At 64.0% G+C, this 14817-nt stretch carries 13 protein-coding genes; 12 read left to right on the top strand and 1 reads right to left on the bottom strand.

The genetic code is table 11. From position 1 onward, the window contains the following. Positions 1 to 65: 65 nt before the first annotated feature. The 10 genes from coaBC (at position 66) to NUH19_RS09105 (ending at position 12210) form a co-directional block, all read left to right on the top strand. Positions 66 to 1244, top strand: coding sequence for a bifunctional phosphopantothenoylcysteine decarboxylase/phosphopantothenate--cysteine ligase CoaBC (coaBC, locus tag NUH19_RS09150; protein WP_262316253.1), 1179 nt, complete (start codon positions 66 to 68; stop codon positions 1242 to 1244). Then, positions 1241 to 3634: a primosomal protein N' gene (gene priA / locus NUH19_RS09145; RefSeq protein ID WP_262316252.1), complete on the top strand. Its 2394-nt coding sequence runs from the start codon at positions 1241 to 1243 to the stop codon at positions 3632 to 3634. Before coaBC ends, priA begins: the two co-directional genes overlap by 4 nt. Positions 3635 to 3695: 61 nt before the next feature. Continuing rightward, positions 3696 to 4637, top strand: a complete 942-nt coding sequence (fmt, locus tag NUH19_RS09140) for a methionyl-tRNA formyltransferase (RefSeq protein ID WP_262316251.1) — start codon at positions 3696 to 3698, stop codon at positions 4635 to 4637. Beyond that, positions 4630 to 5964, top strand: a complete 1335-nt coding sequence (gene rsmB / locus NUH19_RS09135) for a 16S rRNA (cytosine(967)-C(5))-methyltransferase RsmB (RefSeq protein ID WP_262316250.1) — start codon at positions 4630 to 4632, stop codon at positions 5962 to 5964. Before fmt ends, rsmB begins: the two co-directional genes overlap by 8 nt. A 17-nt stretch (positions 5965 to 5981) precedes the next feature. Beyond that, entirely contained in the window at positions 5982 to 6725 is a 744-nt protein-coding gene (locus NUH19_RS09130) for a Stp1/IreP family PP2C-type Ser/Thr phosphatase (protein ID WP_262316249.1), read from the top strand. After that, complete coding sequence (gene pknB, locus NUH19_RS09125) at positions 6722 to 8743, top strand: Stk1 family PASTA domain-containing Ser/Thr kinase (RefSeq protein WP_262316248.1); 2022 nt, start codon at positions 6722 to 6724, stop codon at positions 8741 to 8743. Before NUH19_RS09130 ends, pknB begins: the two co-directional genes overlap by 4 nt. Then, the gene (gene rsgA, locus NUH19_RS09120; RefSeq protein WP_262316247.1) at positions 8736 to 9644 is read left to right on the top strand and encodes a ribosome small subunit-dependent GTPase A; all 909 of its coding nucleotides are present in this window, start codon (positions 8736 to 8738) and stop codon (positions 9642 to 9644) included. Before pknB ends, rsgA begins: the two co-directional genes overlap by 8 nt. Positions 9645 to 9721: 77 nt before the next feature. After that, on the top strand, positions 9722 to 10372 hold the full coding sequence (gene rpe / locus NUH19_RS09115) for a ribulose-phosphate 3-epimerase (protein ID WP_262316246.1): 651 nt from the start codon (positions 9722 to 9724) through the stop codon (positions 10370 to 10372). Then, positions 10369 to 11031, top strand: coding sequence for a thiamine diphosphokinase (locus NUH19_RS09110; protein WP_262316245.1), 663 nt, complete (start codon positions 10369 to 10371; stop codon positions 11029 to 11031). Before rpe ends, NUH19_RS09110 begins: the two co-directional genes overlap by 4 nt. 18 nt (positions 11032 to 11049) lie before the next feature. Next, positions 11050 to 12210, top strand: a complete 1161-nt coding sequence (locus NUH19_RS09105) for a hypothetical protein (protein ID WP_262316244.1) — start codon at positions 11050 to 11052, stop codon at positions 12208 to 12210. A 96-nt stretch (positions 12211 to 12306) separates the two neighbouring features. On the opposite strand, the gene rpmB is transcribed toward NUH19_RS09105, so the two are convergent. Then, on the bottom strand, positions 12307 to 12492 hold the full coding sequence (rpmB, locus tag NUH19_RS09100; RefSeq protein WP_225047517.1) for a 50S ribosomal protein L28: 186 nt from the start codon (positions 12490 to 12492) through the stop codon (positions 12307 to 12309). Between the two features lie 235 nt (positions 12493 to 12727). Between rpmB and NUH19_RS09095 the strand changes: the two genes are divergently transcribed. Together NUH19_RS09095 and NUH19_RS09090 are read left to right on the top strand one after the other, a co-directional pair. Further along, a complete protein-coding gene (locus NUH19_RS09095; RefSeq protein ID WP_262316243.1) occupies positions 12728 to 13093 on the top strand; it encodes an Asp23/Gls24 family envelope stress response protein in 366 nt (121 codons plus the stop codon). 54 nt (positions 13094 to 13147) lie between these two features. Then, the gene (locus tag NUH19_RS09090; RefSeq protein ID WP_262316242.1) at positions 13148 to 14815 is read left to right on the top strand and encodes a DAK2 domain-containing protein; all 1668 of its coding nucleotides are present in this window, start codon (positions 13148 to 13150) and stop codon (positions 14813 to 14815) included. Positions 14816 to 14817: the final 2 nt, after the last annotated feature.

Raw genomic sequence — 14817 nt, 5'->3', positions numbered from 1 at the left:
TGTTTGCGTTTAGGCGGCGAAAGTTTTTGGTATAATGAACCCAAAAGCGCAAGGAGGAATTCGGGATGACCCAACACATCGGGGTGTTCGTCACCGGCGGCATCGCCGCCTACAAGGTGCCGGGCATCGTGCGGGACTTGATCAAGGCGGGGCACGAGGTTCGCGTGGCGATGACCCCAAGCGCCGCGGCCTTCGTGACGCCGACGACACTGGCGACCGTCAGCAAGGCGCAGGTTCTGACCGACGCTGACGCCGAGCAGAACCCGGAGCACGTGGCGCATGTCGCCTTGGCCCACTGGATGGACCTAGCGGTGGTGGTACCGGCGACGGCCAACACGCTGGCAAAGCTCGCCTTTGGCCTGGCCGACAACGTGGTCACCACCACGCTGCTTGCGTTCAACGGACCCAAGCTCCTGGTGCCGGCGATGAACGACCAGATGTGGCAAAACCCGCAGACTCAGCAAAACATCGCCCACCTCAAGGCGCTGGGTTTTCGGGTGCTGCAGCCAGCCACTGGTTTTTTGGCCGAGGGGTACGCGGCGGTCGGGCGGATGCCCGAGCCCAGCGTGATTGCGGCGTTCATCGCCACCTACCAGCCTGCGGCCTTCCTGGCCGGACGCACCGTGCTGGTCACGGCCGGCGGCACCCGCGAGCGGCTGGATCCGGTGCGGTATCTGACCAACGACTCCAGCGGCAAAATGGGCACCGCGCTGGCCAACGTGGCCGCGGCGGCCGGCGCTAGGGTCACCCTGATTACCACCGCGACGCAGCCGGTGCTGCCCGACGTGACGGTGGTGAAGGTGGCCAGTGCCGCGCAGATGACCCAGGCGGTGCTTGCGGCCTTTGCCGAAAGCGACGTGGCAATCATGGCCGCGGCGGTGGCGGATTACCGCCCGGTTTCGGCCGCCGACCTCAAGCTCAAAAAAACCGGTACCGCCGGCCTGAGCCTTGAGCTGACCCAGACCCAAGACATTCTGAAGACACTGGGTACCACGAAGACGCACCAGCTGGTCGTCGGCTTTGCCGCCGAAACGGACCACCTGCTGGCAAACGCGCAGCAAAAGCTCGCCGCCAAACACGCGGATCTTTTGGTGGCCAACCGGGTGGGGCCGGGCATTGGCTTCAACCAAGACGTCAACCAGGTGACGCTTCTGGCACCCAGCCGCGAGCCCGAGGCGGTGCCGGCCGCCAGCAAGGTGGCCGTCGCCGCGGCCATTTTGCACCGCATCGAGGCCGCACTGTGACCGCCGTGGCCAAGGTGATCGTCGACGTGCCGACGATGCAAACCGACCGCCCCTTCGACTACGCGATTCCCAACGCCCTAGCCGACGCGATTCAGCCCGGCATGCGGGTGTGGGTCGGCTTTGGCCGCGGCAGTCGCCAGGTTGCCGGCATGGTGGTGGCCGTCGACACCGTCAGCGACTATACCGGTGAGCTCAAGCCGGTGCTTGCGGTGCTGGATTACGCGCCGGTGCTGGATGCGGAGGGGCTGGCCCTGTCCAAGTGGCTGGCCGACACCACCTTCGCCTTTTGGATCACCTGCATTCAGACGATGCTGCCGACGATGCTCAAGGTCGACACCATCAAGTCCGTGACGCTTGGGCCCAAGCCGACTCCGGCGGCCGTCGCGCTGCTGGCAGGCGCCAACAGCCGGCCGGTCGCCGACCTGCCCGAGGCCACGGTGGCCAAGCTGATTCAGGCCGACGCACTGCGGGTGGACTATGCGGCCAAGGACCGCGCCAAGGTCAAAACCGCCGATTACATCGTCCCCCAGCCGCTCGACTGGGCCGCCGAAAAGGCGAAGCTGCGGCCCAACGCCGCCAAGCAGCACGCGCTGCTGGCGCTTCTAGAAGGCTGGCAGGCCCAAGGCGAGCAGCCGGCCGCCGCCAGCGTCAAGCAGGTGACCCGAGCCCAGCTGGTGGCCGCGGCCAAACGCGGTTGGCTGACCTTGGAATCCCGCGAGGTCTACCGGGCCCCGTACGAGCAGCTCGACCACCGCGCCAAGACCGCGCCGTTGGCCCTGACGCCGGAGCAGGCCACGGTGGTGAAGACGGTGACGCAAGCGGTGAGTGCCCGTAAGCCAGAGACCTTCTTGCTTGAAGGGGTGACGGGCTCCGGGAAAACCGAGGTTTACCTGCAGGTGATGGCCGCCGCCTTGAAGCGCGGTCAAAACGCGATGATGCTGGTGCCCGAAATTGCGCTGACCCCGCAGATGGTTCACCGCGTCAAGGGGCGCTTTGGGGCAACCGTGGCGGTGATGCACAGCGGCCTGTCGGATGGCGAGAAGTTCGACGAGTGGCGGCGCATTCAGCGCGGCGAGGCCAAGGTGGTGGTCGGCGCCAGAAGCGCCGCGTTCGCGCCTTTGGCCAACATCGGGGTGTTCATCATCGACGAAGAGCACGAGTCAAGCTACAAGCAAGACGACGCGCCGCGCTACCACGCCCGAGACGTGATCTTGCACCGCGCTTTGCTCGCCCACGCGCCGGTGGTACTGGGGTCGGCCACGCCGAGCCTAGAGTCACGAGCCCGGGCGGCCAAGCACGTCTACACCCGGCTGGTGCTGCCGCACCGCATCAACCAGCGGCCGCTGCCGCCGGTTCACGTGATCGACATGCGCCAGGCCATGCAGCAAGGCGGCCAGGGCGATTTTTCCAAGCCCTTGCTTGCGGCCTTGCAGGCGCGGCTTGCGCGACACGAGCAAAGCGTGCTGATGCTCAACCGCCGCGGCTATTCGAGCTTTGTGATGTGTCGCGAGTGCGGCTTTGTCGTGCAGTGTCCCAACTGCGACATCAGCCTGACGCTGCACATGGACACCCACACGCTGCGCTGTCACTACTGCGGCCATGAGGAGCCAATCCCCACGCGCTGCCCGAGCTGTGGTTCCAACAAGATTCGCTACTACGGCACCGGCACCCAAAAGGTCGAGCAGGCACTCCACGCGCTGCTGCCGACGGCGCGGGTGCTGCGCATGGACGTCGACACCACCCGCAAGAAAGGCGGCCACGAGCGCATTTTGAACGCGTTTGGCCAAGGCGAGGCCGATATTTTGCTGGGAACGCAGATGATCGCCAAGGGCTTGGACTTCCCCAATGTCACGCTGGTCGGGGTGATCAACGCGGATACCGGGCTTTCGATGCCCGACTTTCGCGCCGCGGAACGCACATTCCAGCTGCTGACGCAGGTCTCGGGCCGCGCCGGGCGAGCCGACAAGGCCGGTGAGGTGTTCATCCAGACCTACAACCCGGATCACTACGCCATCCAATACGCGCAAAACCATGACTACGAGGGCTTTTTTGCCCAGGAAATGGCGATTCGCCACCGCGGGAACTATCCGCCGTACTACTTCACCATTAAGCTGACCGTCAGCCACCAAGACGAGAATCAGGCGGCCAAGGCCATTTACAGCCTAGCCGCCCAGCTGCAGCGGGTCCTGAGCCCAAGCGCGATCGTGCTGGGGCCGTCGCCGGCGGCCATCGCCCGGCTGAAAAACCGCTACATCTACCAGCTGGTGGTGAAGTACAAGCGGGAGCCGCGACTGGCCGAAACGCTGGCCGCGGTGCTGGATCAGACGCAAAAAAGCACCCGCAGCGGCTTTTTCGTGGCTATCGACAGAGAGCCCCAAAGCTTTTTGTGAGCGCAACATCAAGACTGAAAGGAAACGTGCGACCGGCTGGCCCGGCCGCACAGCAAAACACATGACATCGATTATTTTCTTAGGCACCCCAGACTTTGCGGTGCCGATTCTTCAGGCCGTGGCCCAAAGCTACGACGTGGTGGCCGTGATGACCCAACCGGATCGGCTGGTTGGCCGCAAGCAGGTGCTGCACCAGTCGCCTGTCAAGCAGGCGGCCGTGGCCCTGAACATTCCGGTACTGCAGCCGGAGAAGCTGTCCGGCTCACCGGAGCTTGAGCAGGCGATTGCGCTTGCCCCGGATCTGATCATCACGGCGGCTTACGGGCAGTTCCTGCCGACGCGCTTCTTGAACGCGGCCAAGATTGCCGCCGTCAACGTTCACGGCTCGCTGCTGCCCAAGTACCGCGGCGGGGCGCCGATTCAGTACAGCATTATCAACGGCGACGCCGAAACCGGGGTGACCATCATCGAGATGGTCAAGCAGATGGACGCCGGCGGCATGTACGCGCAGGCCAAGCTGCCACTGACCCGGGCCGACGACACCGGCACCGCCTTTGCCAAGCTCAGTGAGCTGGGCCGTGACCTGTTGATGCAGACGCTGCCGGCGCTCATCGCCGGCACCGCCCAAAAAGTGCCGCAGGATCCGGCGCTGGTGACGTTCTCCCCGACCATCAAGAAGGAAGAGGAACACCTGGACATCACGCTTCCCGCTAGCAAGCTGGACAACTGGGTGCGGGGCTTGCGGCCGGCCGTCGGGGGCTGGGTGACGCTCAACGGCGAACGCACTAAGCTTTGGGCGATCACGCCGCAAGCGGTGCCGACCGACGCGGCGCCGGGAACGGTGATTGCGCGAACCAAAAAAACCCTGGTGATTGCCGCCGGGGCCCACACCAGCTTTGCCGTCGACGTGATTCAGCCGGCCGGCAAGGCCCAGCAGCCGATCGCCGCGTTTTTGAACGGCGCCGGTCGGACCATCCAAGAAGGAGACCTGATCATTGCGTAACGACCCTCGCACGCTGGCCGTGCAGATTCTGACCAAAGTGAAAACCCAACACAGCTACGCCAACTTGGCGCTGGACGCGACGCTGAACCAGGCGCGGCTTGACCCGCGCGACGCGGCGCTGGCCACGACCCTGGTTTACGGCGTGATTCAACACCAGCTGACGCTTGACTTCGATTTGGCACCGTTCATCGGCGCCAAGAAGCTCGACGCCTGGGTGGTGGCGCTGCTTGAGACCGCGGTGTATCAGATGCACTACCTGGACAAGATTCCGGACCGGGCGATTTTTTACGAATCGACGCGCATCGCCAAGCAGCTGGGCCACGTCGGCATCGCCAAGCTGGTGACGGCGGTCCTGCGCAACATTCAACGCACCGGGCTGCCGGATCCCGCGACCATCAAAGACCCGACCGAGCGGCTGAGCATCACCTACAGCGTCCCGATGTGGCTGGTGGCCAAGCTGCAACAGCAGCTCGGCGCCACCAAGTGCGAATCGATTCTGGCGGCGATTAACCAGCCGCCGGCGGCCAGCCTGCGGGTCAACACCACCAAGGGGACGCGAGCGGAACTGTTGGCCCAGCTAGCCGATCGCTTCCCAGAGGTTGCCCCCAGCGAGCTGTCGCCGGATGGCATCGTGGCCCCTGGCGGCCACTTCGCCGGGCTGCCGGAGTTTGCCGTCGGCGCCTTCACCCTCCAGGATGAAAGCTCGATGCTGGTGGCCCCAAGCCTTGCGCTTCGCCCCAGCGACCGGGTGCTTGATGCCTGCGCCGCCCCCGGCGGCAAAACCACCCACATCGCCCAGTTCCTGGACCCGGCGGTTGGCGGGGAGGTCGTCGCCCTTGACTTGCACCCGCACAAGGTTCGCCTGATTGAGCAAAACGCCAAGCGGCTGGGGGTGGCCGACCGGGTTCACGCCCAGGCGATGGACGCCCGGCAGGCCGCTGACGTGTTTGAGCCGGCCAGCTTTGACCGGGTGCTGGTCGACGCGCCTTGCTCGGGGCTTGGGCTCTTGCGCCGCAAGCCGGAGATTCGCTACGGCAAGACACCTTCAGACCTTGAGAATTTGCCAAAGATTCAGCTGAGCCTGCTTGAGGCGGTGGCGCCTCTGGTAAAATCAACGGGAAGGCTGACCTACTCGACCTGCACCATGGTCCAAGAGGAGAACCAAGACGTCGTCGCCGCCTTTTTGGCCAAACACCCGGAATTCCGCCAAGTGGCGGTGCCGACCGCTCAGCCACTAACGCGCGTTCACGGGGCCCCGGCGCTGCAGGTGTTCCCGGATGACTACGGCACCGACGGCTTTTTCATCGCGAGCCTGGAACGCATCTGAAGTTTAAGGAGTACAAGATGGAATACACGTATCGCACGGACATCGGCCAGAAGCGGCCGAACAACGAAGACTATGTCGGCCTGTTCAAAAACACCGCCAACACGACCCTGGCGATTGTGGCCGATGGCATGGGCGGCCACCTCGGCGGTGATGTCGCCTCCGAAATGGCGGTTTCGCACATCGGCTACGCGTTCGAAAAAACCGGTACCACCGATGTCGAGACCATCGTGCGGTGGCTGATATTTGAGCTGCAGGAAGAAAACGCGGTGATCCTCGAAAAGGCGCAGCAGTACTCGGACCTGACCGGCATGGGCACCACCTTGGTGGCCGTGATCATCTCGGGTTCGCGCTTCGTGGTGGCCAACATCGGCGATTCGCGCTGCTACCTGTACCGCCGCGGCCGGCTGATGCAGATCACCGAGGACCACAGCCTGGTCAACGAACTGGTCAAGACCGGCGAGCTGACCCCGCAGGAGGCCAAGAACTTCCCACAAAAAAACGTGATCACCAGAAGCCTCGGGGTGTCGGCCGATGTCGATGCGGATGTCACCATCTACGACATGGAACCAGATGACTACTTGCTACTGTGCTCTGACGGGCTGACCAACCAGGTGCCGGACGCGGCGATTGCGGCGGTACTTGCCGCCGACCTGCCGCTTGGCGACAAGGCCCAGTCCTTGATCGACCAAGCCAATGCGGCCGGTGGACCCGACAACATCACGGCTTTGATTATTCACCAAGACAGGGGGGCTGACGCTTGATCGAACCAGGCTACATTCTTAACGAGCGCTACCAGCTGCTCAAAACGCTGGGGGAAGGCGGCATGGCCAACGTCTACCTGGCCCACGATCTGATTTTGGATCGCGACGTGGCCGTCAAGGTGCTGCGGCTGGACCTGCAAAACGATCCGGACACGATTCGCCGCTTCCAGCGCGAGGCGATGGCGACCACCGAGCTGGTTCACCCCAACATCGTGGCCATCTACGACGTCGGGGAAAGCCACGGTCAGCAGTACCTGGTGATGGAGTACGTGCCGGGGTCGGACCTCAAGAAGTACATCGTCGAACACTTCCCGATCCCGTACCAGCGGGTGGTCGACATCATGACCCAGATTCTCAGCGCGGTGCAGATGGCGCATGACCACAACATCATTCACCGCGACTTGAAGCCGCAAAACATCCTGATCGACGCGGATGGCAACGCCAAAATCACCGATTTTGGCATCGCCGTGGCGCTGTCGGACAACTCGATGACCCAGACCAACTCGCTGTTGGGGTCGGTGCATTACCTGTCGCCCGAGCAGGCGCGAGGCTCGATGCCGACGCGCCAAAGCGACATCTACGCGCTTGGCATCATTCTCTTTGAGATGCTGACCGGCACCGTACCCTTCGAAGGCGACTCGGCGGTGTCCATCGCCTTGAAACACTTCCAAGAGGACATGCCGTCGGTGCGAGACTTCGACCCGCGGATTCCCCAGGCGCTTGAAAACGTGGTGCTCAAGGCAACCGCCAAGGACCCGAGCAACCGTTACACCAGCGCGGATGCGATGAGCCTCGACCTCAAAACCGCGCTGTCGCCGACCCGGGCCCGGGAGGCCAAGTATGCGGTGCCGGTCGATGGGAGCTTGGAAGAGACCAAGGTGATTCCGACGCCGGCGCTGGCCGCAGCGCAAGCGACGCCCAAGCCAGCGGCGGTTGCCAAGCCCGAACCGGCGCCGGCGGCCAAGCCGGCCAAGAAGCGGCGCTTTTGGGCCAAGTACTGGCCATTCGTGCTGCTGGGCGTGGTGCTTTTGATGATTGTGGCCGGGTTGGCCTACGCCTTTTCCGGCAAGCAAGGCGACTACGCGGTGCCGGATCTCACCGGCATGACCCGGGCGCAAGCCGAAACGGCACTGGAAAGCCGTAACTTGGAGCTCGGTGCGGTGACCACCGCTTACTCCAGCAAGGTCGATCGAGACCGCGTGATTAAAAGCGACCCCAAGGCCAACACCAGCCTGAAGGCCGGCGCCAAGGTCGCCATCACCCTGTCCAAGGGGGCCAAGAAGGTGACGCTGTCCGATTACACCGGTGCAAGCTACGCGGATGTCAAGGCCGACCTCGAGGACCGCGGCTTCACGGTCAAGCAGAAGAAGAAGACATCGCGGTCGGCGGTGCCCGGCACGATTTTGAGCCAGGACCCAACCGCCGGCACCAAGGTGGTGGCCAAGGAGACGACGATCACCTTCACCGTGGCCAAGGCGGCCAAGGCGGCAAGCTCAAGTTCGAGCTCCAGCACCCAGACGATCACGATGATCGACCTGACCGGCAAGGACCGCGCCACGGTTTTGGACTGGGCGACCGAAAACAACCTGAGCGTCAACTTCGAGAGTGACTACTCGGACAAGTACCCGGAGGACCAAGTGATGGCCCAAAGCATTCCGGCCGACACGCAGGTGAAGGCCGGCGACCGCTTCACGGTCACGCTGTCCAAGGGCGAAGACCCGACCACCAAGGAAACCACGGTCAAGCGGACCGTCACCATTCGCTACCAGGCGCCAAGCGACACCGCTTCCAGCGACAGCTCAAGCGCCGACTCGAGCAGCAGCAACGTGGCCAACACCGTTGAAATTTACCTGGGCGACAAGGATCACAGCATCGGTAACGTCTACAAGACGCTGACCATCACCGCCGATCAGTCGGTGACGCTGACCTTCGTGCTCAACGACAAGGTGACGGCCGGCGCCTACAAAATCGTCAACGACGGGACGGTCGTGCAATCGGAGGACAGTATTAGTGAGTGATGAGCAGAAAACGGGGCGGATCATCCGCCAGATCAGCGGCTACTTCGACATCGCCGTGGATGGGCAGATTTTTCGCACCCGGGCCCGAGGCAACTTGCGGCAGCGCAAGGTCAGCCCGGTGGTCGGCGACTTCGCCCGGTTCACGCCGGGTGACGGCGCGACGCTGGCGGCGCTTGAGGAAGTGCTGCCGCGAACCAACCTGTTGGAGCGGCCGCCGGTGGCCAACATCGACCAGGCGCTTTTGGTGGTTGCGGCGGCCGAGCCGGACTTTTCGCTCAACCTGCTGGACCGCTTCCTGGTCTACCTGGAGGGCCAGCAGATTCACGCCGGCATCTACCTGACCAAAACGGACCTGGTGAGCGCGAGTCGGCTTGCCGGAATCACCCAGGCGCTGGCCGGCTACGCGGCGATCGGCTACGCGAGCTTTCACAGCGAGCCGCCGTTTGGGTCGGCAACGCTGGCGGCGGTTCGCCGGACCTTCGCCGGCCGGCTGACCATTTTCACCGGGCAAACCGGGGCCGGCAAGTCGACGCTGCTGAACCACCTGGTGCCGGGGCTCGAGCTGGCCACCGGGGAGATTTCCAAGGCGTTGAACCGCGGCCGCCACACCACCCGCACGACCGAGCTGTTCGCGACGGACGGCGGGTTAGTGGCCGACACGCCGGGGTTCAGCTCGCTGAACCTGCTGGACGTCACACTGGATAACCTGCGTGACCGCTTCCCCGAGTTCGTGGCGGTGGCCGGCGACTGCAAGTTTCGCTCATGCCAGCACCTGGCCGAACCCAAGTGTGCGGTCAAGGCGGCGGTGGCGGCCGGCACCATCATGCAAAGCCGCTACGATAACTACGTGCAGTTTCACCAGGAGCTGGCCGGGCAGCGGCCGACTTACATCAAAAAATAAGCCAGTGGCGCAGTCGAGAAGACTGCGCTATTCTTATGGGGAAGGCGCCGGCGACGGCGCGTAAGGAGGATCATCTGATGAAAATAGCAACTTCGATTTTGAGCGCGGACTTTGCCCATTTGGCCCAAGACATCGACGCGGTGGCGGCGGCCGGGGCCGACCTGCTGCACGTCGACGTGATGGATGGCCATTTTGTCTCGAACCTGACCTTTGGCCCGGGGATGGTGGCGGCGATTCGGCCAATCACTAATCTACCGCTGGATGTGCATCTGATGGTCGACGATCCGCAGCGCTGGATTCCGCAGTTCGCCAAGGCTGGCGCCGACACGCTGTTGGTGCATGCCGAGGCGACGCCACACCTGTACGGCGCCTTGCAGGCGGTGCAACAGGCCGGCTGCAAGCCAGGCGTCGTGGTCAATCCAGGCACCGGCCTAGCCACGATTGAAGAGGTGCTGCCGCTGGTGGGGCAGGTGCTGGTGATGACCGTCAACCCGGGCTTTGGCGGTCAAAAGTTCATTCCCGCGATGACCGCAAAGGTGAAGGCGTTGGCCGCGCTGCGCCAAAGGCTTGGCCTACGCTTTGACATCGAGGTCGACGGCGGCATCTCGGCGGTCACGGCGCCGGCCGTCTTGGCCGCCGGCGCCGACATTCTGGTGGCCGGGTCGTTCATCTACGCGGCCGGCCGCCCGGCGACGCAGATCGCGAAGCTGCGGCAGGTGGCGCGATGACCACGCTGAATCTGATGGTCGGGGGACCGCGTGAGCTGCTGCCAGCCGACTGGCAACAGCTTGACGGCGACTGGGTCGGGGTCGACCGCGGCACCTTGCACCTGCTTGAGGCGGGGGTCGTGCCGACGTTTGCCGTCGGGGATTTTGATTCGCTGACGCCGGCCGAACGAGACCGGGTCGCCGCCCAGGTGGCGACGCGCTACACGGCTCCGCCGGAAAAGGACGAAACGGACACGGAAATGGCGGTGCGGCTGGCCTTTGCCGCCGGCGCCGAGCGGGTGCGGCTGTTAGCCGCCACCGGCGGTCGGCTGGATCACCTGCTGAGCAACCTGTTTTTGCCGACGCAGCCGCGCTTTGCGGCCTTCACCGAGCAGCTTGAGGTACTGGACGCCCAAAACCGGGTTCGCTTCTACCGGGCAGGCACCCATCAGCTGCTGCCGGCCGGCTACCGCTACTTGGGCATCGTGCCGCTGACGGCGGTGGCCGGGCTGACGATTGAAGGCGCCAAGTACCCACTTTTGAATTGGTCAAGCGCCACGCCGTTCTCCTGGGCCTCCAACGAGTTCGTCGACTCGACCCCGGTCACCGTCAGCTTCACCCAAGGCGTGGTCGCGGTGGTGGACAGCCACGATCGGCGGGGCCAAACCGTCGACAACTGAGCCGCAGGAGGGAACGCTATGCGCAAACTAATCCGCATCGCCGATTCGGCGATTCAAGCCGGGGCCACGCCCCAGGAACCTTACCCGGTCGTGTTCGCGGGGCTGGTCGCCCCAGACCTTGCCGCCGCGGATTTTGAGGGGCTCACAACCGATACCATCGGCGACCACTGGGTGACGCTGTCACCACGGGGCTGGTTGCGGCTGCAGCAGGCCAACCCGAGCGTCGCGGCCCAAGACATCAATCTGCTGCCCGGCCGCATGACGGTGTTACCGCCGGTCACGCCGCGGTTCATCGTCTTGACGCGGACCATCACCTACGTCGGGGCCGGGGCCCAGACGCCACCGCCCTTGGTGCAGCGCGTCAACGTGGCGGTGTACACCGAAATCGGCGGGGCCGGGCGCGTGGCCTACCTGCCCCAAGGGGCCTTTGCCGCCGTGCCGACGCCGGCGCGGTTTGGTTTTGTGCCCGACCGCTCCGTGCCGGCGGCGTCGCCGGCCAGCGGCTTCACCCGACCGGCCCACCGCTTCGTCACGGTCACGTACCTGCCGGCGGTGATCGAGTACCTGCTTGAGCCGACGGACCGCGCCGGTAATCCGATTGCACCGGCTTTGCGCTGCTACGGGCTGCAGGGGCATGCGATCACCACGTACCCGGAATACGCCGCCTTCGAGCGGCTGCCCCAGCCGCTGCGGGTCCCGGCCGTTGACGGGGGCCGGGTTCGCGCCATCTACGTGCCGGCCGATCCCTGGCGGCCGACGCCGCAGGCCGAACTCGAGGCGCTGGCCCAGGCGCTGATGCCAAAGGCCACGGCGGTGCCGCCTGTCGCGACCGCCGAGCCGGCCAAAGCGCCACGGCTCCTCGGTGCGGCCAAGCCGCAGCCGGCGTCGGCTGCCCCAGACGCCGGTTCCGCTGTACCAAAGACGGCGGGGCGGCCTGCCGTGGCGCCGGTTGATGCGCCGCCGTCACCGGCCGGCGGGGCCGCGGCCGAGTCGCCGAAGCGCCCTGAGGCCGGGCCCGATCACCCCGCCGAGCCGGCTGAGGACCGCGCGGCCCTGTCCCTGCGTTCCCCGGAGGAGCCGACCCTGCCGCTGGCGGTGCCGGCGGATCTGGTCCAGCCGGTGCGGGTCAAGGCACTGTTGCGCCGGGCGACCCGCCAGCTGTTCGGCCGCCGCGGCTGAAGACGAAAAACGCCCCTGGCTTGCACAGATGTGCGAGCCAGGGGCGTTTTTGGTCAAAAAAAGGGCACCGCAAGCGGCGCCCCTGGGCTCGGGAGGTTAGACCCGAGTCACTTTACCTGATTTCAATGCGCGGGCAGATACCCAAACGCGCTTTGGCTTACCGTCGATCAGGATGCGAACCTTTTGCAGGTTAGCCTTCCAGGAGCGGCGGCTGGAGTTCAAAGCGTGCGAACGCTTGTTGCCAAATACAGTGTGGCGACCTGTGATTACGTCTTTTGCCAATTCTCGGACCTCCTTGCTTATCCAGTCACGGATTTTTCACTCAACTAACTTATCATAGGGCACCGCCGATTGCAAGAAGTTTTGCCAAGTTATTTTACTTGACAGCGCGTCGGCCGACTTTTAAAACGGCATTTGCTATGCTAAACTAGTCTAGAAATGCCAAGCCCAACTAGGCTTGGCCCAGTTGCGAGGCGACTTGCGCCTCAATCATTCCCTAACACTAGGAGGTCAGCGCATGGCGGTCAAAATCAAAACCAAGTACGGGACCATCGACATCTCGAACAATGTCATCGCGACAGTTGTTGGCGGCGCCGCGACCGATATTTACGGGATCGTCGGAATGGCCAGCAAAAACCAGATCCGCGACAATCTCAACGAAATCCTGAACCGTGAGAATTACTCGCGCGGCGTGGTGGTGCGGCAAGCCGACAACGGCGTCACCGTCGAGGTCAACATCGTCGTTGGCTACGGCACCAAGATTTCGGAGGTGTGCCGCAACGTTCAAGACAAGGTCAAGTACAACCTCGAAACCATGCTGGGGGTCACGGCCAACACCGTCACGGTGATCGTGCAAGGTGTGCGTGTCTTAGGCGAAGACTAACAGATCGTGGCCGGTGTGTGCCGCACACCGGCACCAATACGGAGGAATTACCGAGTGGAAGTTACTGAAATCACGGCGGCGAAGTTCTCGGACATGATCCGGATCGCCGCACACCGCATCAAGAAGAATGCCGAATTCGTCAACTCACTGAACGTCTTTCCGGTGCCGGATGGCGACACCGGGACCAACATGAACCTGACCTTCCAAACCGGGGCCAAGGCGGTCCTTGAAAGCGACAGCGATCAGGTCGGTGAGCTGGCCAAGCACCTGGGCAAGGGCCTGCTGATGGGCGCCCGGGGCAACTCCGGCGTCATTTCGTCCCAGCTGTTCCGCGGTTTCGCCAAAAGCGTCGCCGCCAAGGACACGCTTTCCGCCCAGGACCTTGCCGATGCGTTCGCCGGTGGGGTGGAAACGGCCTACAAGGCGGTGATGAAGCCGGTTGAAGGCACCATTTTGACGGTGGCGCGGGAAGGCGCCAAGGCCGGGCTCAAGGCCGCGGCCGGCACCGAAGACGCCGTGGTGGTGATGAACGCGGTGGTCAAGGCCGCCAAACGCGCATTGGCCAAGACGCCGGACCTACTGCCGGTGCTCAAGGAAGTCGGCGTCGTCGACTCCGGCGGCCAGGGCCTGGTCTTCATCTACGAGGGCTTCAAGGAAGGGCTGTCCGGTGAGGTCGAAGACGACGCCTACGTGCCGGATGAAGTCGAGATGGGCGAGATGGTTTCGGCCACCCACCACCAAGGCGCCCAGGCCCAGCTGAACCCGGAAGACATCGTGTACGGCTACTGCACGGAGATGATGGTCAACCTCGGGCAGGGCGATGCGCCTAAGGCCTTTGATTACGAGACCTTCCGCCAGTACCTCAACCAGCTCGGCGACTCCACCTTGGTGGTGGCCGACGACGAGGTGGTCAAGGTTCACGTTCACACCGAACACCCCGGCACCGTCTTCAAGTACGGCCAGCAGTTCGGGACGCTTGAGAAAATCAAGGTCGACAACATGCGCCTGCAGCACGAGTCGATCATCGAGCGTGAAAAAGAGGCGCCGCAAGAAGCGCAGCCGCTGGCCGCCGCCGGGGTGGTCACCATCGCCGCCGGGTCCGGGTTGGCCGAGCTGTTCAAGAGCCTCGGCGTCACCTACGTGCTCAACGGTGGTCAGACCATGAACCCAAGCACGAACGACATCTTGGACGCCATCACCGCCGCCCACGCCGAAAACGTGATTGTGCTGCCGAACAACAGCAACATTTTCATGGCGGCGGCCGAGGCGGCCAAGGCGGCCACGGTCAACGTGGCGATCGTCAAAAGCCGCACCATCAACCAGGGGATGACCGCGATGCTGGGCTTCAACCCGGAGGCAACGCTTGAGACCAACGAGGCGGCGATGGCCGCCGAGCTGGGCAACGTGGTGTCGGGTTCCGTCACCCAGGCGATTCGCGACACGACCATCGACGGGCTGACCATTCACAAGGACGACTGGATGGGCATCATCGACAACAAGATCAAGATTTCGGAAGGCGACCGCCAGCAGGCGACCACCGACATGATCTTGGCAATGCTGGATGAGGATTCCGAAATCATCACGCTGATTGTCGGGGCCGATGGCAGCAAGCAGGAGGCAGAGGCCGTGACTGACGCGGTGACGACGGCCAACCCGGATGTTGAAGTCGAGATTCACCAGGGCGACCAGCCGGTTTACCCGTACCTGGTTTCCGTAGAGTAATG

Origin of the sequence: Lacticaseibacillus parakribbianus (assembly GCF_025490915.1) — a bacterium.
In the GTDB taxonomy this organism is placed as follows: Bacteria; Bacillota; Bacilli; order Lactobacillales; family Lactobacillaceae; genus Lacticaseibacillus; species Lacticaseibacillus parakribbianus.
This window is presented reverse-complemented; position numbering and strand designations above follow the sequence as displayed.

Excerpts from the sequence above, each read along its gene's own strand:
- coaBC (WP_262316253.1), top strand. The coding sequence starts at position 66 with ATGACCCAACACATCGGGGTGTTCGTCACCGGCGGCATCGCCGCCTAC.
- NUH19_RS09130 (WP_262316249.1), top strand. The coding sequence starts at position 5,982 with ATGGAATACACGTATCGCACGGACATCGGCCAGAAGCGGCCGAACAAC.
- NUH19_RS09110 (WP_262316245.1), top strand. The coding sequence starts at position 10,369 with ATGACCACGCTGAATCTGATGGTCGGGGGACCGCGTGAGCTGCTGCCA.
- rpe (WP_262316246.1), top strand. The coding sequence starts at position 9,722 with ATGAAAATAGCAACTTCGATTTTGAGCGCGGACTTTGCCCATTTGGCC.
- NUH19_RS09095 (WP_262316243.1), top strand. The coding sequence starts at position 12,728 with ATGGCGGTCAAAATCAAAACCAAGTACGGGACCATCGACATCTCGAAC.
- fmt (WP_262316251.1), top strand. The coding sequence starts at position 3,696 with ATGACATCGATTATTTTCTTAGGCACCCCAGACTTTGCGGTGCCGATT.
- NUH19_RS09105 (WP_262316244.1), top strand. The coding sequence starts at position 11,050 with ATGCGCAAACTAATCCGCATCGCCGATTCGGCGATTCAAGCCGGGGCC.